The 18,731-nt window shown below is 64.3% G+C and carries 23 protein-coding genes and 1 tRNA gene; 15 read left to right on the forward strand and 9 right to left on the reverse strand.

All coding sequences use genetic code 11. From position 1 onward, the window contains the following. Positions 1 to 85: 85 nt before the first annotated feature. Positions 86 to 412 (forward strand): hypothetical protein, encoded by a 327-nt coding sequence (locus tag LY284_RS06010; RefSeq protein WP_014191218.1) that lies wholly within the window; start codon positions 86 to 88, stop codon positions 410 to 412. An 80-nt stretch (positions 413 to 492) separates the two neighbouring features. Next, positions 493 to 1,101, forward strand: a complete 609-nt coding sequence (locus tag LY284_RS06015) for a DUF2939 domain-containing protein (RefSeq protein WP_014191217.1) — start codon at positions 493 to 495, stop codon at positions 1,099 to 1,101. Positions 1,102 to 1,119: 18 nt separating this feature from the next. On the opposite strand, the gene LY284_RS06020 is transcribed toward LY284_RS06015, so the two are convergent. Further along, the gene (locus tag LY284_RS06020) at positions 1,120 to 1,629 is read right to left on the reverse strand and encodes a universal stress protein (protein ID WP_041731023.1); all 510 of its coding nucleotides are present in this window, start codon (positions 1,627 to 1,629) and stop codon (positions 1,120 to 1,122) included. A 330-nt stretch (positions 1,630 to 1,959) separates the two neighbouring features. Here LY284_RS06020 and nodI point away from each other — a divergent pair, with 330 nt between their 5' ends. Then, positions 1,960 to 2,922: a nodulation factor ABC transporter ATP-binding protein NodI gene (gene nodI, locus LY284_RS06025; protein WP_014191215.1), complete on the forward strand. Its 963-nt coding sequence runs from the start codon at positions 1,960 to 1,962 to the stop codon at positions 2,920 to 2,922. A 3-nt stretch (positions 2,923 to 2,925) separates the two neighbouring features. Beyond that, the gene (locus LY284_RS06030; protein ID WP_014191214.1) at positions 2,926 to 3,780 is read left to right on the forward strand and encodes an ABC transporter permease; all 855 of its coding nucleotides are present in this window, start codon (positions 2,926 to 2,928) and stop codon (positions 3,778 to 3,780) included. Between the two features lie 45 nt (positions 3,781 to 3,825). Here the strand turns inward: LY284_RS06030 and gnd are convergent, their stop codons facing one another. The 3 genes from gnd to LY284_RS06045 all read right to left on the reverse strand — a co-directional run bounded on the left by gnd (position 3,826) and on the right by LY284_RS06045 (position 8,259). Next, positions 3,826 to 4,806: a phosphogluconate dehydrogenase (NAD(+)-dependent, decarboxylating) gene (gene gnd / locus LY284_RS06035; protein WP_233385295.1), complete on the reverse strand. Its 981-nt coding sequence runs from the start codon at positions 4,804 to 4,806 to the stop codon at positions 3,826 to 3,828. A 5-nt stretch (positions 4,807 to 4,811) separates the two neighbouring features. After that, entirely contained in the window at positions 4,812 to 6,905 is a 2,094-nt protein-coding gene (tkt, locus tag LY284_RS06040) for a transketolase (RefSeq protein WP_014191212.1), read from the reverse strand. A 301-nt stretch (positions 6,906 to 7,206) separates the two neighbouring features. Beyond that, positions 7,207 to 8,259: an NADP(H)-dependent aldo-keto reductase gene (locus LY284_RS06045; RefSeq protein WP_014191211.1), complete on the reverse strand. Its 1,053-nt coding sequence runs from the start codon at positions 8,257 to 8,259 to the stop codon at positions 7,207 to 7,209. A gap of 174 nt (positions 8,260 to 8,433) precedes the next feature. Between LY284_RS06045 and LY284_RS06050 the strand changes: the two genes are divergently transcribed. The 5 genes from LY284_RS06050 to LY284_RS06070 all read left to right on the forward strand — a co-directional run bounded on the left by LY284_RS06050 (position 8,434) and on the right by LY284_RS06070 (position 11,544). Then, a complete protein-coding gene (locus tag LY284_RS06050; RefSeq protein ID WP_014191210.1) occupies positions 8,434 to 9,861 on the forward strand; it encodes an MFS transporter in 1,428 nt (475 codons plus the stop codon). Between the two features lie 55 nt (positions 9,862 to 9,916). Further along, a complete protein-coding gene (locus tag LY284_RS06055) occupies positions 9,917 to 10,114 on the forward strand; it encodes a hypothetical protein (RefSeq protein WP_041731022.1) in 198 nt (65 codons plus the stop codon). Between the two features lie 182 nt (positions 10,115 to 10,296). Next, positions 10,297 to 10,686, forward strand: coding sequence for a hypothetical protein (locus LY284_RS06060; protein ID WP_014191209.1), 390 nt, complete (start codon positions 10,297 to 10,299; stop codon positions 10,684 to 10,686). A gap of 4 nt (positions 10,687 to 10,690) precedes the next feature. Further along, positions 10,691 to 11,038 carry a hypothetical protein gene (locus tag LY284_RS06065; protein WP_014191208.1) on the forward strand — a complete coding sequence of 116 codons (348 nt, stop codon included), beginning with the start codon at positions 10,691 to 10,693 and terminating at the stop codon, positions 11,036 to 11,038. Positions 11,039 to 11,073: 35 nt separating this feature from the next. Then, entirely contained in the window at positions 11,074 to 11,544 is a 471-nt protein-coding gene (locus tag LY284_RS06070; RefSeq protein WP_014191207.1) for a lytic transglycosylase domain-containing protein, read from the forward strand. Here LY284_RS06070 and LY284_RS06075 read toward each other — a convergent pair. Both LY284_RS06075 and LY284_RS06080 read right to left on the reverse strand, forming a co-directional pair. Further along, complete coding sequence (locus LY284_RS06075; RefSeq protein ID WP_014191206.1) at positions 11,541 to 11,918, reverse strand: hypothetical protein; 378 nt, start codon at positions 11,916 to 11,918, stop codon at positions 11,541 to 11,543. The genes LY284_RS06070 and LY284_RS06075 overlap by 4 nt on opposite strands. Before the next feature lie 54 nt (positions 11,919 to 11,972). Further along, positions 11,973 to 12,710: an SDR family oxidoreductase gene (locus tag LY284_RS06080; RefSeq protein WP_014191205.1), complete on the reverse strand. Its 738-nt coding sequence runs from the start codon at positions 12,708 to 12,710 to the stop codon at positions 11,973 to 11,975. 236 nt (positions 12,711 to 12,946) lie between these two features. Between LY284_RS06080 and LY284_RS06085 the strand changes: the two genes are divergently transcribed. Beyond that, a complete protein-coding gene (locus LY284_RS06085) occupies positions 12,947 to 13,978 on the forward strand; it encodes a methyltransferase (protein ID WP_045450461.1) in 1,032 nt (343 codons plus the stop codon). A gap of 27 nt (positions 13,979 to 14,005) precedes the next feature. Here LY284_RS06085 and LY284_RS06090 read toward each other — a convergent pair whose 3' ends face one another. From LY284_RS06090 to LY284_RS06100, 3 genes are all read right to left on the reverse strand, one after another. Then, positions 14,006 to 14,209, reverse strand: a complete 204-nt coding sequence (locus LY284_RS06090; RefSeq protein ID WP_041731021.1) for a hypothetical protein — start codon at positions 14,207 to 14,209, stop codon at positions 14,006 to 14,008. 114 nt (positions 14,210 to 14,323) lie between these two features. Then, complete coding sequence (locus LY284_RS06095) at positions 14,324 to 14,731, reverse strand: DUF5594 family protein (protein ID WP_014191202.1); 408 nt, start codon at positions 14,729 to 14,731, stop codon at positions 14,324 to 14,326. 31 nt (positions 14,732 to 14,762) lie between these two features. After that, a complete protein-coding gene (locus tag LY284_RS06100; RefSeq protein ID WP_014191201.1) occupies positions 14,763 to 15,065 on the reverse strand; it encodes a hypothetical protein in 303 nt (100 codons plus the stop codon). A gap of 177 nt (positions 15,066 to 15,242) precedes the next feature. Between LY284_RS06100 and dusA the strand changes: the two genes are divergently transcribed. From dusA to LY284_RS06125, 5 genes are all read left to right on the forward strand, one after another. Next, complete coding sequence (gene dusA / locus LY284_RS06105; protein ID WP_014191200.1) at positions 15,243 to 16,247, forward strand: tRNA dihydrouridine(20/20a) synthase DusA; 1,005 nt, start codon at positions 15,243 to 15,245, stop codon at positions 16,245 to 16,247. Between the two features lie 119 nt (positions 16,248 to 16,366). Beyond that, positions 16,367 to 16,442 (forward strand) — tRNA-His (locus tag LY284_RS06110). 309 nt (positions 16,443 to 16,751) lie between these two features. Continuing rightward, a complete protein-coding gene (locus LY284_RS06115; RefSeq protein ID WP_231927719.1) occupies positions 16,752 to 17,789 on the forward strand; it encodes a hypothetical protein in 1,038 nt (345 codons plus the stop codon). Positions 17,790 to 17,840: 51 nt separating this feature from the next. After that, positions 17,841 to 18,218 carry a DUF4279 domain-containing protein gene (locus LY284_RS06120; RefSeq protein WP_309243192.1) on the forward strand — a complete coding sequence of 126 codons (378 nt, stop codon included), beginning with the start codon at positions 17,841 to 17,843 and terminating at the stop codon, positions 18,216 to 18,218. 246 nt (positions 18,219 to 18,464) lie between these two features. Beyond that, complete coding sequence (locus tag LY284_RS06125) at positions 18,465 to 18,710, forward strand: hypothetical protein (protein WP_041731017.1); 246 nt, start codon at positions 18,465 to 18,467, stop codon at positions 18,708 to 18,710. Positions 18,711 to 18,731 lie beyond the last annotated feature (21 nt).

Genomic DNA, 18,731 nt, shown 5'->3' on the forward strand with positions numbered 1-18,731 from the left:
CGCCCTCAGGCGTCTCAACTACAACAAGCATGACGGCCACCGCGCGCGGTGCGCCGCGGTGCGTCCTATCGTCTGGAGAGTCATCATGGAACGTTTTGCCCGTCTGCTGCCCTTCCGTCAATTCGGCCGCCTGCGCCATCTGCGCACGCTGATCGCGTGCGGCATGCCGCGCGCCGAAACCACGCCGGATCTCTTCGACGACATGCCCGCGCTGCCGTCCCGCCAGCCGGCTTTCGCGCGCGTGTCGTTGAACAGCGGTGTGCACGCGGAGCCCGCTCAACGCGCACCGGTGCGGGTCTATCGCGGGCAATCGCGCGTCATTCTGGTCGGCAAGATCGATGAAGTGTCGCGCATGATCGACCGTTGCATCGCCGAGGAAAGCGCGGAGCTCGCGGGCGGCATTCTCGCGTGAATGCACGATGCTCCGGGATTTATCGCGCATCGGCGTGGTCAATCCCGGATCACATTCTGCAAGAGAGGCTTCGCCGCCGCATGTCACGCACTTCCCGATCTGTTCTCACCGCGCTCGTCGTTCTGGTTCTCGTCGCGGCGCTCGGTTTCGTTTATGCGTCGCCGTATATCGCATTGAATCGCGTCAAGCGCGCAGCCGATGCGCGCGATGCGCAGACCGTCAATCAATACGTGGATTTTCCCGCGCTTCGCGCGAGCCTCAAGGACCAGGTCGCCGCGCTGCTCACGCGCCGCATCGATATCCAGAAGAGCGGCAATCCGCTTGCAATCATCGGTGCGATGATCGGCGCGGCGCTCGTCGGTCCTTTGGTGGATTCGTACGCGACGCCGGACGGCGTCGCTGCCATTCTGAACGGCATTCCGCCGCGCGGCGATCCCGGCGAGCGTCCGCCGCCCGCGGGCGACAGCGCAGCGCCGCACGACAACGCAGCGGCGAACGCGCCTTCCTCCGGCGTCGCGACCGCGCAACAGGCGCCTGCCGAGCCGCCGCAGACCACCGCCGGGTACAGGGACTTCAACACGTTCGTCGTCACCTATCGGCACGGCGCCGGCGATGCGCGTTACTCGGCGATCTTCCATCGCTACGGGCTCGTGTCGTGGAAGCTCGTTGCGGTCGATCTCGCCGGTTGATCCGGCACGCGTGCGAACTCAGGCGCCGGCTTCGGCCTTGACCGGCTTCGCCGCGTACGCCGCTTCGTCTTCCGCCTCGGCCGATTCGCCCGCCTGACACACGGCGACCAGAATGCTGCACTTCACGCGGTCGAGCAGCGGCGTGTTGCCCGCGCCCATCCACCAGCGCGCGAGCCCGCTGCGGCAGCGATGCCCCACCACGACGAGATCGACCTGAAGGCTCTCGGCGAGTGCCGCGATTTCGTCGATCGGATGCCCGAACGCGAAGTGCCCCTGCGCTTGCAGGCCGCGTTCGCGCAGCCACTCGACGCCCTCCTGGAGAATATCGCGCGCGGCTTCCTCGAAGCGGCCACAGGCCATATCGGTTAGCAGTCCGGCGCTCTGGGCGATGCTCGAACGCATATCCACCACCGCGAGCACGTGCGTCTCCGCGTTCAGGTCGAGCGCGAGATTGGCGCCCTGCCGCAAGGCCTTGCGGCCCTCTCTGGAGCCGTCGTAGCAGAGCAGGATCTTTCGATAGCTTTCCATCATGATCTCCCTGGCCAATGCCGTTCGCGTCCGCGCGCAGCCCAATGTGGCCGAATGCGTCTTCATCTTCGTGTGTCGCACCATGCGTGACAACGCTGGAAAACGCTAACCGAAGCAGCACGCTAGCTCGCACCGTGCCAGATCCGCGAGCCGCCCGGCGGACAAGCCTCTGGCAGTTTCAGCCGGAATCGGTTCGGGCCCACCGCGCACAGGTTTGACCCAGGAGCGCCGCTTGCGGTTGCACGCCGAGCGCCGCGCTGGTGCATTGGATTACACTAGCCCGCTGGATTTCCCTATGCGGTTTTGCGGCTTTTCCTGCGTCACGAATGCATGACTGATCAAACATTGCAAGCAACGACACGCACCGCCGGCGATGAAAGCGGCACGCGCGCCATCGAATTCACCGAAGTAAGGAAGCGCTACGGTGAGCGCACCGTCGTCGATGGCCTGTCGTTCGACGTGCGGCCCGGCGAATGCTTCGGGCTGCTCGGTCCGAACGGCGCGGGCAAGACGACGACGCTCAAGATGCTGCTCGGCATCACGTCGCCGGACAGCGGCGCGATCCGGCTCGTCGGCGAGCCGGTGCCCGCGCGCGCCCGTTTCGCGCGCGAGCGCGTGGGCGTCGTGCCGCAGTTCGACAATCTCGATCCCGATTTCACGGTGCGCGAGAACCTGCTCGTCTTCGGCCGCTATTTCGGCCTGACGGGCGCGCGCATGAACGCGCTCGTGCCTTCGCTGCTGGAGTTTGCGCGGCTGGAGAGCAAGGCCGATGCGCGCGTCGGCGAGTTGTCGGGCGGCATGAAGCGGCGTCTCACGCTTGCGCGCGCGCTCGTCAACGATCCCGATGTCCTCGTGATGGACGAGCCGACCACGGGCCTCGATCCTCAGGCGCGGCACCTCATCTGGGAGCGCTTGCGCTCGCTGCTCGCGCGCGGCAAGACGATTCTCCTGACGACGCACTTCATGGAAGAAGCCGAGCGCCTGTGCGACCGGCTCTGCGTGATCGAGGAAGGCCGCAAGATCGCGGAAGGCCGGCCGCGCGATCTGATCGAATCGGTGATCGGCTCGGACGTGATCGAGATCTACGGACCCGATCCGCAGGCGCTCGCCGCCGAACTCGAGCCGTTCGTCGAGCGCATGGAAGTGAGCGGCGAGACGCTCTTTTGCTACGTCGACGATCCGCAGCCCGTGCATGCGCGCGTGAAAGGCCGCGCCGACGTGCGCTATCTGCATCGCCCGGCGAATCTCGAAGATGTGTTCCTGCGTCTCACGGGACGCGAGATGGTGGACTGAGCCATGGATACGCTCGAACGAACGCGCGTCGACCGAAAACGCCCGCGCACGCAGCCGAAGGGTTCGGACAATCTGACGCCGCTGTCCAATGCGCTGCCCGCGAACGCGACGCACTGGATGTCGGTGTGGCGGCGCAACTATCTTGTGTGGAAAAAGCTCGCGATCGCCTCGATGATCGGCAATCTCGCCGATCCGATGATCTATCTGTTCGGCCTGGGGCTCGGCCTCGGGCTGATGGTCGGGCACGTCGACGGCGTGTCGTATATCGCGTTTCTCGCGGCAGGCACGGTGGCGTCGAGCGTGATGATGTCGTCTAGCTTCGAAGCGATGTATTCGGGCTTTTCGCGCATGCACGTGCAGCGCACGTGGGAGGCGATCATGCACACGCCGCTCACGCTCGGCGATATCGTGCTCGGCGAGATCGTCTGGGCCGCGAGCAAGTCGGTGCTCTCGGGCGTGGCGATCATGCTGGTCGCGGGCGCGCTCGGCTACGGGAACTTTCCGTCGATGCTGATCGCGCTGCCCGTCATCGTGCTGACCGGGCTTGCGTTCGCGAGCACGGCGATGGTCGTCACCGCGCTCGCGCCGAGCTACGACTTCTTCATGTTCTATCAAACGCTCGCGCTCACGCCGATGCTCCTGCTCTCCGGCGTGTTCTTCCCGATCGCGCAACTGCCCGCCTTCGCGCAGCACGCCGCGCAGGCGCTGCCGCTGTTTCACGCGGTGGAACTGATCCGCTGCGCGATGCTCGCCCGCCCGTTCGACGGCGTGGCGCTGCATCTCGGCGTATTGATCGCCTATGCGATCGTGCCGTTTTTCCTGTGTGCGTGGCTTTTCAGGCGACGCATGATGAAGTGAAAACCGGCGATGGACCCTGGAAAGTCCATCGCCGTTTTCGAAGCCCTACTTCGCCGGAAACTCGTGATGCCCGTCGAAGCCGAAGCGCATCGCGGACAGCATGCGCTCGGGGAACGACTCGGCATCGCGCGAGCGAAAGCGCGTGTAAAGCGCCGCCGACAGCACTTGCGCGGGCACCGCTTCCTCGATCGCTGCCTCGATCGTCCAGCGCCCTTCGCCGCTGTCCGCGACTTCGGCCGAATAGCGGTCGAGCGAGCCGTCGCCCGCGAGCGCGCCCGCGGTCAGATCGAGCAGCCACGAGGACACGACACTGCCGCGCCGCCAGACTTCCGCGATATCGGCGAGATCGAGCGAATAGCGCTCGTTTTCCGGCAGCTCTTTCGAGTCCTTGCGTTCGAGCACGTGAAAGCCTTCGGCATAGGCCTGCATCAAGCCGTATTCGATGCCGTTGTGAACCATCTTCACGAAGTGCCCCGAGCCGACCGGCCCGCAATGCATGTAGCCGTTCTCGACGCGCGGATCGCGCCCTTCGCGGCCCGGCGTTTCGGGAATGTCGCCGCGTCCGGGCGCGAGCGTCGCGAGAATCGGATCGATGCGTTTCACGACCGCTTCCTCGCCGCCGATCATCATGCAATAGCCGCGCGTCAGGCCCCAGACGCCGCCCGACGTGCCGACATCGACATAATGAATGCCCTGCTCGCGCAATTGCGCGGCGCGGCGGATGTCGTCCTTGTAGAAGGAATTGCCGCCGTCGATGATCACGTCGTCCGCGCCGAGAATCTTGTGCAGGTCATTGAGCGTGTCCTCGGTGATCTTGCCCGCGGGCAGCATCAGCCAGATGACGCGCGGCGCGTCGAGCTTCGCCACAAGATCGCCCAGATCCTTGGCGCCCGTCGCGCCTTCGCTCGCCAGCGCCTGGGTCGCCTCCGGAGCGTGGTCGTACACGACGCACGTATGCCCGTCGCGCATCAGCCGACGCCCGATATTGCCGCCCATGCGCCCCAGTCCCACGATGCCGATCTGCATGATGGTCACTCCTTGCCGTTGGATTTGACGCGTTCGATCTGTTTCTTCGCGGCCTCGTACACCGCCTCCGGCGTGAAGCCGAACTTGGTCTTGAGCGCCTTCAGCGGGGCCGACGCGCCGAACGTGTGCATCACGATCTGCGACCCCAGGCGGCCGACATAGCGGTCCCAGCCGAGCGTGGCGGCCTGCTCCACGCAGACGCGCGCGTGCACGTCGTCGGGCAGCACCGATTCCTTGTACGCCGCGTCCTGCTTTTCGAAGATGTCCCACGAAGGCATGGAGACGACGCGCGCCGCGACGCCTTCGGCCTTCAGCTTCTCGTAGGCATCGACGCACAAAGACACTTCGCTGCCCGTCGCGAGCAGCAGCACCTCGGGCTTCTTGCCGCCTTCGGTATCGGCGAGCACGTACGCGCCGCGCCGCACGCCTTCCGCCGACGCGTATTTCGTGCGATCGAAGGTCGGCAGCGCCTGGCGTGTCAGCACGAGGCACGTCGGCTCCTTGCTATGCGACAGCGCCACGCGCCATGCTTCGCCGACCTCGTTGGCATCGGCGGGACGCAAGAGGCATAGGCCCGGCACCGCGCGCAGCGTCGCGAGCTGCTCGATCGGCTGATGCGTCGGCCCGTCTTCCCCGACGCCGATGGAATCGTGCGTGAACACGTAGATCACCGGCACTTCCATGATCGCGGAGAGGCGGATCGGCGGCTTCATGTAGTCGCTGAAGATCAGGAAAGTCGATCCGTACGCGCGCAGGTTCGACAGCGCGAGGCCGTTGCAGACCGCGCCCATGCCGTGCTCGCGAATGCCGAAATGCAGATTGCGGCCGCCGTAGCTGTCGTGCTCGAAGCTGCCCGCGCCTTCGAACTTGAGATTCGTTTTCGTCGACGGCGACAGGTCCGCCGCCCCGCCGATGAGCCACGGAATCTGCTGCGCGATCGCATTCAGCACCTTGCCCGACGAGTCGCGCGTGGCGAGTCCCTTCGCGTCCGCCTCGAAGGTCGGAATCGCGCTTTCCCAGCCTTCGGGAAGCGTGTTGCGCAGCATGTGCCACGCTTCTTTCGCAAGGTCCGGCTGCGCCTTTTCGTAGGCGTCGAAACGCTGCTTCCATTCATCGTGCGCCTTCTTTCCGCGCGCGCCCATGCCGTCCGCGAAATGCTGCATCACGCCGTCGGGCACGTAGAACTGCTTGTCTTCCGGCCAGCCGTAGAACTTCTTCGCGAGCTTGACTTCCTCTTCGCCCAGCGCCTCGCCGTGCGCGCTCGCGGTGTTCTGCTTGTTCGGCGCGCCCCAGCCGATGATGCTCTTCACGACGATCAGCGTCGGCTTGTCGGTATGCGACTTCGCCTTGTTGATGGCGGCTTCGAGCGCGGTCGCGTCGTTGGCGTCGTCGACGTGCAGCGTGTGCCAGTTGTAGCCGTGAAAGCGCGCCTCGACATCGTCGCTGTAGGCAAGCTCCGTGTGGCCTTCGATCGTGATCGTGTTGCTGTCGTAGATCCAGATCAGGTTCGACAGCTTCAGATGCCCCGCGAGCGAAGCCGCTTCGTGCGAGACGCCTTCCATCATGTCGCCGTCGCCGCAGAGCGCGTAGACGCGGTAATCGAAGAGCGTGTCCTTGCCCTTGTTGAAGCGGGCTTCCTTCCAGCGCGCGGCCATCGCCATGCCGACACTGTTGCCGAGACCTTGCCCGAGCGGTCCGGTCGTCGTCTCGACGCCGGTGGTCAGGCGAAATTCCGGATGGCCCGGCGTCTTGCTGTCGATCTGGCGGAACTGCTTGATGTCGTCGAGCGATACGGCGGGCTGGCCCGTCGGCTTGCCGTCTTCGTCGACTTCCTTCACGCCGGCGAGATGCAGCAGCGAGTACAGCAGCATCGACGCATGGCCGACGGACAGCACGAAGCGGTCGCGATTCGGCCATAGCGGCGCGTCCGGATCGTAGCGCAGATGGTTCTGCCAGAGATGGAAAGCGACGGGCGCGAGCGCCATCGGCGTGCCGGGGTGGCCGGAATTGGCCTTCTGCACGGCGTCCATCGAAAGCGTGCGGATGGTGTCGATCGTGAGGCGATCGAGATCTTTGGCCTGCGATGATGCTTGAGACATGAGCGACGACTCCTTTGCAAAGAGCGCGCTGTGGCGAAAGGCGCCGCAGCGGGCAACCAGGACCATCGAGCAAGTGTAGTGCCTCGCGAACGGCACCGCACCGCGGGTGACTCGGGGAGCGCGCCGCGAATCCCGCATTGCAGGACCCGGGGCGGCGTTACGGCAGAGTACGGGCCAAAAGTTAGCCCGGCGTTACAGGCGACTATGTAGCGATATCGAATGAAAACGCGAACGTCAATGCTGACACATTCGCGTCCCGGCCATGCGATTTTTGGTCAAATCGTTGACCGGACAGGCAATTTCACGGCGCGGGATTCGGCTGACGTTCGTGCAGCGCGTCGATTTCGGCCAGAATTTCATCCGACAGTTCGACGTTCACGCTCTCGATGTTCTCCTTCAGTTGCGCGATCGAGGTCGCGCCGATCAACGTGCTGGTCGTGAATTGCCGCGTATTGACGAAGCCGAGCGCGAGCTGCGTCGGCGTGAGTCCGTGGCGTTTTGCCAGTTCGACGTAGGAGGTGATCGCCGCGAGCGCCTGCGGCTTGCTGTAACGCTGGAAGCGCTCGTAAAGCGTGATGCGCGCGCCCGCCGGGCGTGCGCCGCCCTCGTACTTGCCGGTCAGCCAGCCGAACGCGAGCGGCGAGTAGGCGAGCAGCCCGACGCCTTCCCGGTGCGTGAACTCGGACAAGCCGAACTCGTACGTGCGGTTCACGAGGCTGTACGGATTCTGAATGCTGACGATCTTCGGCAGCCCGGCTTTCTCGGCCGCGCGCAGGAATTGCGCGACGCCCCACGGCGTTTCGTTCGATACGCCCACGTAACGGATCTTGCCCGCCTTCACCAGCTCGGCGAGCGCGACGAGCGTTTCCTCGATGGGCACCGTGTACTCGTCGTCGATATACGGATACGCCGTGCGGCCGAAGGTCATCGTGTTGCGGTCGGGCCAGTGCAGCTGATACAGATCCACGTAATCCGTTTGCAGGCGTTTCAGGCTGCCGTCGATGGCTTCGTTCAGATTCTTGCGGTCGAACTGATTGCCCGCGCCGCGGATGTGCCGCGGATTGTGCGGCTGGCGCGCGGGCCCGGCGATCTTCGTCGCGAGCACGATATCGCCGCGCTTCGCGGCGTTCTTCGCGAGCCACGTGCCGATGTATTCCTCCGTGCGGCCCTGCGTCTCCGGACGCGGCGGGACCGGGTACATTTCGGCGGCATCGATCAGATTCACGCCTTCGCCGAGCGCATGGTCGATCTGCTGATGCGCTTCGCTTTCAGTGTTCTGCTCGCCCCAGGTCATGGTGCCGAGCCCGATCAGGCTGACATCGACACCCGAATCACCCAGTTTCCGAAACTTCATGTGCTGTCCTCTTGTTGGCGTGGTGTTTGCGCGCTGTTGGCTTCGTGTTGGCGCGTTGTCGGAATGAAACTTGGCTGGTTTTCCGGCAATCGCAAAACCTACCATAGCCACGAAAGGTCTGCTGTCGCGGCTAGAATGACAGCCTTCCGACCACACGAAGAGGAGCGCCCGACGATGCCGCCCACAAGCGTCCGCGAGAAGAACACGGGCTCGTCGCTCATCGTCATGCTCGTCGCCGCGACCTTCTTCATGGAGAACCTCGACGGCACGATCATCGCCACCGCCTTGCCGCAAATGGCGCGCTCGTTCAGCGTGCATCCCGCCGACATGAGTCTCGGCATCACGGCGTATCTGCTCACGCTCGCCGTCTTCATTCCGATTTCCGGCTGGGCCGCCGACCGTTTCGGCCTGCGCACGGTGTTCGCCAGCGCGATCGCCCTATTCACGGCAGCCTCCGTGTTGTGCGCGACCACCTCGACCCTGCCCGCCTTCGCCGCGGCGCGCGTGCTGCAGGGCATGGGCGGCGCGATGATGGTGCCGGTCGGACGCCTCGCCGTCCTGCGCGCGACGCCCAAGGAAGGCTTGATGCGCGCGATCGCGATCATCACGTGGCCGGGCCTCGTCGCGCCGGTGATCGGCCCGCCGCTCGGCGGCTTCATCACGACATATTCGTCGTGGCGCTGGATCTTCTATCTGAACGTGCCGCTCGGTCTCATCGGCCTTCTGCTGACGCTGCGCTACATCGACAACGTGCGCGAGGACGCGAAGCGCCGCTTCGATCTGCCGGGCTTCGCGCTCTGCGGCATCGCCTGCACGACGCTGCTCTATGCGATGGAGTTGATCGGCCGCAGCGATGCCGACTGGCGGCGCATCGGCCTGCTCGCCGCGGTGGGCGTGGTGGCGGGCGTCGCGTCGTGGCGGCATCTGCGGCGTGCGGCGCAGCCGGTGGTGGATTTGTCGGCGCTGAAGGTGAAGACCTTCGCCGTGGCGATGGGCGGCGGCTCGCTCTTTCGCATCGCCATCAGCGCGGCGCCTTTCCTGTTGCCGTTGATGTTCCAGGTCGGCTTCGGCATGAACGCGTTCGAATCCGGCTTGCTGACGCTCGCGGTGTTCGCGGGCAATCTGTCGATGAAGCTCGTGACGACGCCCGTAATGCGGCGTTTCGGCTTCCGTCCGGTGTTGATCGTCAACGGCGTGATCGCCGCGCTCTCGCTGGCCGCGATGAGCCTGCTCACACCGTCGACGCCCACGCTCGTGATCGCCGTCGTGCTGTTTGCGAGCGGCTTGTCGCGCTCGCTGCAATTCACGGCGCTCAATACGCTCTCCTTCGCCGACGTGCCGAAATCGCAGATGAGCGGCGCATCGGCGCTGTCCAGCACGCTCTTTCAGATGACGATGGGCATCGGCGTCGCGATCGGCGCGATCGCGTTGCGCATCGGCGAGTGGATCCACGGCCACAATGCGCAGACCATCGGGCCGGAGGATTTCAGCATCGCGTTTCTGATCGTGGCGTTCGTGGGTCTCGTCGGCGTGCTGGACCTGTTCGGGCTGTCACGCGATGCAGGGGCGCTTGTTTCGGGGCATGGGAAGAAGAAGGCGTGACGGTTTTATGAAACGCGAGGCTCAAGCCGGCGGCCTTTGCGCCGATAACCGCGGTATGAACTCGCACACCCTCGACTCCCTCGCCGCCCTGACCGAAACGGTCGCCGTCATCCGTCACGCGCGCGGTTTGAAGAACCCTGACGATCTCGCCGAAGGCTCGCAGGAATGGCAGCTCGCCGCCGATGCGTTCGCCGCCGATTTCCTTCGCGCGCTCGATGCCGAGCCGAGCGTCGGCGCGTGGTGGCGCATCTGAGCGTCACGCCACCGACATATCGGCAAGGGCGCCACGCCGGTCATCCCGATTTGCGCGCGCCGATTTCTCGAAACGGCGTCTTCTGAGTCAAGTCTTGCTATTTGGCGAAACGTTTGCGCGCGGCTATCAAGTCGCGCGAACCCGCGCCGACAACTCGCATATCGCCATGACTCAATCAGGAGATGCCAGTGAAGTGGGCAGCGTCACTTTTTGCCATCGCCGTCGCCATCGCCGTTACCGGCTGCGCGCCGATGCCCGCGGCCAGCACGGCCCAGACCGATAAATCGGCGATCAGCGCCGACATCCTGCGCTTCGAGATTCCCGCCGACGCCCTCGGCGCGCGCGATCCGCAATTGAGCGCGATCCTCGCGAAAGCAGGCGCGCTCGCCGCCGCGCAAAAACAGCCGACGACGATTCTAGTCACCGCGCTCGCGCAGGATTTTCCATACCTGAATCAGGCGATCTGGAAAGGCGTGCCGGCGAAACACGCGGTCAGGCTCAGCCTGGAAAACCTGACCGCGAGCGCGCGACAGCCGTACAGCGTGTCGATCAAGCCGACGCAGGGAGGCTGACGCCATGCGCCGAATCTCCCGCCTGCTTCCCATCGCCGCCGGGCTGTTGCTGGCGTCAAGCGCCTTCGCCGGTCCGCTCGACGTGAGCGCGCCCGCCTCCGTGCAAACGCTCGCCGCGCTCGGGCCCGCGGTGCAAAAGGTCTACCCGCCCCTGCCCACGCTCGCGATGCTGCCGCCCGCGGCCAGCGACGACGATCCGCCCGCCCGGGCGTCGAACAAGAAAACGAAGAAAACGCGCCGCGCCGTCGATTGCAAGTGCAGCGCGCCCGAACCGCGCCTCGTGGTGTCCGACGAATCGCGCATCTATCTGAAAGACGTCGAGCTTCGCATCGATACCGCGCTCGCGCAGTAAGCCGCGCCCGCTCATCTCAAGTAGGGGTCACGTTCATGGTCCATCCGGCCTTCGGCGTTCTCGCCGCCTGCGTGCTGACGGGCGCCGCGCTCTTTGCGAGCGCCGCCCGCGCCGACGACTGCTTCGAGCAGGCAGGCGCCTATCAGGGCGTCAATCCGCTCGTGCTGCGCGCAGTCGCGTGGCGCGAATCGAAAGGCGATGCCGCCGCCGTCAACCGCAACGCAAACGGCTCGATCGATGTCGGCCAGTTGCAGATCAACTCCATCCATTTCTCGGATCTCGCCCGTCATGGCATTCCGCATCGCGCGCTCACCGATCCGTGCGTCAACGTGTTCGTCGCCGCGTGGCTGCTGAAGCAGAAGATGGTGAAGTACGGCAACACGTGGCAGGCCATCGGCGCGTATCACTCGGAATCGCCGAAGCATCGCGATGCCTATGCGCGCAGCATCCAGCAGATCCTCGTCGGCTGGGGCGAATTGCAACCCGCCGTGCGCATCGTGCGCTAACGCCGCAGCCAGTCGAGCCAGCCGAGCGCGATGGCCGCATTGACGATCACGCCGATCGCCGAAGCGAGCGCCGCGATCATCGTCCAGAAGGCCGAGCGGCGCGACGCCTGCGCCGAATCACGCGCCAGTTGCGCGGCGTCGTTGGCCGATGTCACCGAGGCGAACATCGCGCGAAACTGCTCGTCCTGACGCGCCGCTTCCTTGCGGCGCAGCCAGGCGCGCTTGAACGGCGCTTCCGGATCGCCGTCGACGGCTTCGTCGAGGTCCGCGCGAACCGAGGTTTCGCCCGCCGCTTCGTAACGCCGGTAGCGCGCTTCCCGTGCGGCCGCTGCGCTGTCGCGCTCTACGTTTTCGCGCTCTTCGTTTTCGCTCATGCCGATGGCCCGTGTGGTCGCCTCGCGCGATTGTGCGCCGCCTTTACGCCGGACTCAAAGCTGGCTCATGCCGCCGTCGATGATGATCTCCGTGCCGACGATGAAGCCCGATTCCGGCGCGGCGAGATGCAACACCGTCGCTGCCACTTCGCTCGACTTGCCGAAGCGGCCGAGCGGAATCTGGCTGCGCAGTTGCGCGGCGGCTTCGTCGGCGAGGCCGAGCTTATCGTGCAGCGGCGTCGTGACCGGGCCCGGACTCACCACGTTCACCCGCACGCCGCGCGGCAGCAACTCCGCCGACAACGTCTTGGCGAACGACACGAACGCCGCCTTGCTCGCCGCATAGATCGACGACATCGGCATGCCGATATGCGCGTTGATCGAACCGTTCAGCACGATCGATGCGCCTTCGTTCAGAAGCGGCACGAGCGACTGAATCTGAAAGTACGGCCCCTTCACGTTGATGGCGAAGGTTTCGTCCCAGGCCTGTTCGTCGATGTCGGTGAACGGCGCGAACCGGGCGACGCCCGCGTTGACGAACACCGCGTCGAGCCGGACATTCGCATCGGCGAGACGTTGCGCGAGTTCGCGCGCCGCTTCGACCGTGCCGGTCACGTTGCGTATTGCGAGCGCGTTCGCGCCGAGTGATTCGCGCGCCGTCGCGAGCGAGCTTTCGTCGCGACCCGTGATGACGACCCGCGCGCCTTCCGCGGCGAATGCCTGCGCCGTCGCGAGACCGATGCCGCTGTTGCCACCAGTGACCAGAACTGTCTTGCCTTCGAAGCGATTCATGACGTTCTCCTTGTGAACGTTGATCAGTGTGAAAGCATTATGGGTGCGCTTTCGCGCCCTGCCGTACGATGCGCCCGGCGCACACGTTCGAAAACATCGAACGTTCTCGCTGAGTGTCACCGGCCACATATCGGCTTGAACCCGGCACGCGCGCCACCTAGAGTTACGCAGACCTTCAGGCTTGCCTACAGGTTAATCGAACCGCCATTCGTCGTACTTTCGACAGGAGGCGCATCATGCAGGACGCGCAAGATTCCACGAACGCCAGCCTCGATCCGCAGCGCGTGCTGCAAATCGGCATGGGTTTCTGGGCGTCGAAGGCGCTGCTCTCCGCGGTCGCGCTCGGCGTGTTCACCGAACTGGCGAACGGCCCGCGCACCGCAGACGAACTCGCGCAGGCGCTCGAACTGCATCCGCGTGCGAAGCTCGATTTTCTGGATACGCTCGTCGCGCTCGATCTGCTCACGCGCGAAGACGGCCGCTACGCGAACGCGACCGATGCCGGTTTCTTCCTCGACCGCAACAAGCCCTCGTACGTCGGCGGACTGCTGGAGATGGCGAACGCGCGTCTCTATCCGTTCTGGGGATCGCTCACCGAGGCGTTGCGCACCGGTTTGCCGCAAAACGAAGCGAAGCACGGCGGCAATCTCTTCGAAGCGCTCTATAGCGATCCCGTGCGACTGCGCGGCTTTCTTCAGGCGATGAGCGGCGTCAGCATGGGCGCGGCCCAGGCGATCGCACGGCAGTTTCCGTGGAGCGAGTACCGCACGTTCATCGATATCGGCGCGGCGCAGGGCGCGCTGCCCGTGCAGGTCGCGCTGGCGCATCCGCATCTGACGGGCGGCGGCTTCGACCTGCCGGTGGTCGGCCCGGTTTTCGAGGACTACGTCGCCGCGCACGGCTTGCAGGACCGGCTGCACTTCTATCCCGGCGACTTCTTCGCGGACGCCTGCCCTTCGGCCGACGTGCTCGTGATGGGCCATATCCTCCACGACTGGAACCTGACGCAAAAACTCGAACTGCTCGCGAAATGCCACGCCGCGCTGCCGCCGGGCGGCTGTCTCATCGTGTACGACGCGATCATCGACGACGAACGCCGCCGGAACGCGTTCGGCCTGCTCATGAGTCTCAACATGCTCATCGAGACGCCGGGCGGCTTCGACTACACCGGCGCGCAATGCTGCGCGTGGATGAAGGAAGCCGGCTTTGCGACGGCGCGCGTCGAACCCCTGGCGGGACCGGATTCGATGGTGATCGCAACCAAGTGAGTGCGTCTCGAGCGCGCGCCGTGACGGTCAGCGGTCGTTCGACATCCCTTTCAGGCGATCGTTGCCCGCGTCGCGGGCCGCGTCGGCCGTGGCGAAATTCTCTTCGGACACCATGGCGCGTTTGACTTCGCGCGCGTTGAAATCGACGAGCGCGATGACCCAGACGAAGCCGCCCGCCTGTTCCGCGGTCTGCACGAATGCGCGCAGATTGCCTTCATTCGACGATGCCATACCGACCTCCTCGTTCACGTTGATGCGCCCGGCCGGCGATGCGCGATGTGCATGCACCGGCGATGCGATGCGCCGGCTGAACGGGCGCTAAGGGGCGGCAGCCGGCCGCCGTGATCAGGCTTCGAAGTCCAGACCGCCGAACAGCACCGACGGTTCCGCTTGCGAGCGCGTGGCGAGATCGACTTCGCGCGCGCCCTGCCAGGCGTCGAGCTTTGCTGCGATTGCATCGAGATAGCGCAGGAAACGGACCTCGCCGCCGGCGCCGAGCAGACGCTCGATTTCCTCGTCGTCCCAGGTAAGGAAAACGTTGAGCGCACAGCGATAGACATGCCGGTGCCCGTCGTCCTCATCCTTGCCCTCGCCCGGTGCGCGGCCGGCGCTCACGTGCAGGCGCGTGGGCACGAGCGGGCTTTCATACGGAAGGATGGCGACGCGCACGCCGTGACCGACGATACGCGTCACGCGCTCGGCGATGCGCGGCATGAACTCGGTCTCGAACCGGAGCGCCTGTTCTCGATTCAACGCTTGTCTCCGCGCGTCCTCCGCAGGCGGCTCACACGGCTGGCAGGTCTTCGAGCGATTTCTCGATCTGCCCGTCCTGCACGCGCGCCTCGATGCCGATATGTCCGTTCGCATACGGCAGCGCGGCGACTTTCGGGCCGAGGAAGCTGCGGCCGCCCAGGATGAAGAGCGTGCGGACTTCCTTGCCGCTCTTGATGGCGTCCACGACCTGCTGGACATCCACGATGGTGGTGGGCGTGGTCCACGCGTTCGTGCCCGGATCGAAACTGCCCCAGCGCACGCTGGTCACGCGGTCATTGGTCCAGCGCACGCCGTCGATCGCCAAAGTAGCCATAGCTGCCTCCCATGTCGTCTTTTCGGGGTGGTTTGAAAATGCTAGCACGGTGGGCGCGCGGCGGTTTGCGTTTGCGCCGGAGGCGCGTGCTTGCGACCGAACTGCCGCGCTGCGGTAAAATTGCGGATTCCCCTTCAGATTCAAGTGGTTCGCCCGAAAGCGCGGCCGCCGTCATTCATGTCAGCCGTATCGAAGATCAGCCCCCGCCGCGTATCCGTCGCTCCGATGATGGATTGGACCGACCGCCATTGCCGGTCCCTGCACCGGCTCGTGTCGCGCCACGCATGGCTCTACACGGAAATGGTGACGACGGGCGCGCTGCTCTACGGCGATGTCGCGCGCCATCTCGCGTTCACGCCCGCCGAAGCGCCCGTTGCGCTGCAACTCGGCGGCAGCGAGCCGGCCGATCTCGCGAAAAGCGCGAAGCTCGGCGAGCAATGGGGCTACGACGAAATCAATCTGAACTGCGGATGCCCGTCGGAACGCGTGCAGCGCGGCGCATTCGGCGCGTGCCTGATGAAAGAGCCGCAACTCGTCGCGGATTGCGTGAAGGCGATGCGCGACGCGGTGTCCATTCCGGTGACGGTCAAGCATCGCATCGGCGTGGATACGGTCGAGGATTACGAGTTCGTGCGCGATTTCGTCGGCACCATCGCCGATGCCGGCTGCGAGGTGTTTATCGTGCATGCGCGCAACGCGATCCTCAAAGGTTTGAGCCCGAAGGAGAATCGCGAGATTCCGCCGCTCAAGTACGAGTACGCCTATCGGCTGAAGCGCGACTTCCCGCATCTGGAGATTTCGATCAACGGCGGCATCAAGACGCTGGACGAAGTCGAGGAACATCTGAAGCACGTCGACGGCGTGATGCTCGGGCGCGAGGCTTATCACAATCCGTACGTGCTCGCGGGCGTCGACACGCGCTTCTATGGCGCCGATACGCCGGTTCCCTCGCGCGAAGCAATCGAAGCGGAGCTGATCGACTATGCGCGCCATGAACTCGCGCGCGGCACGTATCTCGGCGCGGTGACGCGGCATGCGCTCGGGCTCTATCGCGGCGTGCCGGGTGCGCGCGGATGGCGTCGCGTGCTGTCGGACAGCCGCCGCCTCGCCACGGGCGATCTCGGCATTTTCGACGAGGCGCGCGGTCATCTTCGCGAGGCCGTCGAAGCAATCGAATCGTGATGGCGCGTGCGTCGGAAAAAGATGCTCAAAGGGACTAGGCAAGCGCAATCTTTGTTCGTATAATCTCGCTTCTCGATTGCTGCTGCTGTTCTGAAGCAGTCGAGATCGCGGTAACAGTGGTGGCTGTAGCTCAGTTGGTAGAGTCCAGGATTGTGATTCCTGTCGTCGTGGGTTCGAGTCCCATCAGCCACCCCAGAGAATTTAAGCAAAAAGCCCAGTCATCGCGACTGGGCTTTTTGCTTTATGGCTCTTGCGTAACCACGTTGTGAACGGATCCGGTCAATTGTCGACTGCTTCTTTCGTCTTCGCAGATTTACAACCACAGTCCTTATTCCGACGTATGGCTGCGGGACCCGCGCGCTGTCGCGATGCGCCCGGGCGTGTCGCTCTTCGCTCCGTTCTCAGCGATTAGTCCGGTTTCGACTACTTCGTTTTTGGGACGCCTCCACTGACAGCAAATTGCCGCCTATTAGAATTAGCAATCCTGTCAAATATGGAGGTGACATGGCGTTTCCCAAATGGGGCCGCTCGTTCAATGCGCTGTATGTGCCGCTGTCAGGCGGCTTCGGCTGGCAATGCACGCTGATGACTCGGCGTGAATTTCATCAGATCGACTGGTTTATGTGGCGCACTCACCCATACGGGGATCTGTCCTACGAAGAGCGCGAGGATAAGCAGACAGAGCAAGAGAGGCAGATTAAGCAGGACCGTCGGGATTTCGACCGGCTGTTTCGGCCGCGCATCGATCGACGCAGCACTTACCTGAGTACCGAATTCCGCCAGTATGTCGATTTCATCCGTCATGAGTTGCGGGTATCGAGTCGGGATGTTCCGGTCGATGGTGACGGCATCACGCGCGTGCTGCGCCGCGCCGTTCAGGATGGCCGCCTCGTGCCCGCCATCAATCGCCAACGATACTGGTGGAGCGGGCAAGAGGTGTACAAGTGGTATGCGCCGCAGTATTGGCCGAAACGAGGCGGCGGCGTCTGCTTCAAAGCCAGGAACGACGAAGTCTTGGACCTGCACGAATTCGCGGCGCTCAAACGCGCCAGAGGCGAATCGGGCTTTGGTTCCGATATGCTCGCCTCGGGCCTTGATTCAGTGCGCGATTTCGCATCCGGCTCGCGTGGCGCGATCAGCGGAGGCGGCAGCGGTTTCGATTGGCTGGGCGCTACCGAAGCAGGCGCCGGGGCCGTGCCTGGCGGTGCGGGTTCGGACGACGAAAGCGGCGGCGATTCGATGCTCAAGAGCTTCGAAGGTGCCGACGACAGTGACGGCGGCTCGTTGCTCAGTAATGCGGAGCCGTTCGAGTATGTACCGAGCGACCTGAGCGGCGATGCTGAGCAACTTGCAGCGAGCACAAATAATCCGCGCTTCGCAGCGAAGATGCTTGGCTACGATTACAAAAGGTTTGGCGATATCCTTCACGACTTCAAACCTGATAATGGCCTCGGACCGGCGGATAACGTTATTTGGCATGACAACGGCGATGTCTATTTCAATGGCAATTTTGTCGCCAACTTCCATGACTGGGCCAACTAACAGGGATTTCTGATGAGTGAGCATCAACTCGCACACGCGACGTTTCATGTAATGGGTGATTCAGTAACGCCTTCATTCTGGACCGCCTATTTTGGCGTTGAGCCGGACACGGCGATTTCGAAAGGCCAGTACTTCATTACACCATCCGGTCGACCAAGCCGCACGCCGGGGCGAGTCGGTCTATGGGGCGTTGGAAGCAAATTGTTTGTTCTTAGTGATCAACTCGAACCCCATCTACGCTATCTTGCCGAACGCCTAAACTTGTCACGGCCAGGTCTTCGTGACCTGCTTGCCCGCGAAGGCGTAGAAGTAAGATTTTGGTGCTACTGGAACAATGAGAGCGGCAATCGCGAACCAGACGTCCCGGATGACATCCGCACAATGATGGAGTCGCTCGGCGGGACCGTGGAGATTGACGAATACCGCTAGCAAGCGGCGGCAAAGCAGATCGAACGCGGTCGCGACGAAATCCACCGCCGCATCGATCTTGCGCAGCAAGTGGTCCTTGGACACGAGTTCTTGAGCATGACGCTCATTTAACGACAAAACCCTGGCAAGAGCCTGGGCTTTGTCAGCAGTCTGAGCCCAGTCATTCGACTGGGCTTTTTGCATTTCAAGCCCCTGCCGGGCACGCCGGATGCACGCCACTCAGGTCTCGCCCTCGCGGAGACCACCATGATTCGGCACCCTCTCGCGGCAGCAGCATTGATGCTCCTGACGACCCTCCCCGCCCACGCCCAAACCACCCGCCCCGACGACACCGCATCGATGGTGAAACCGCCGAGCGCCCCCGGCGCGCCGTCCGCGAGCGCGACGCGCCCCGACAATCCCGACAACATGCCCGTCAAGAAACCCAGCCCGCCGCCCAACAGCGACCGCATGCTGCATCACAGTCCGGCGAGCGACGCGATCGCGAAATAGCGCGGCCATGGCAACCAAGCG

It is taken from the genome of Caballeronia sp. PC1 (assembly GCF_021353155.1).
GTDB classification, from domain to species: domain Bacteria; phylum Pseudomonadota; class Gammaproteobacteria; order Burkholderiales; family Burkholderiaceae; genus Caballeronia; species Caballeronia cordobensis.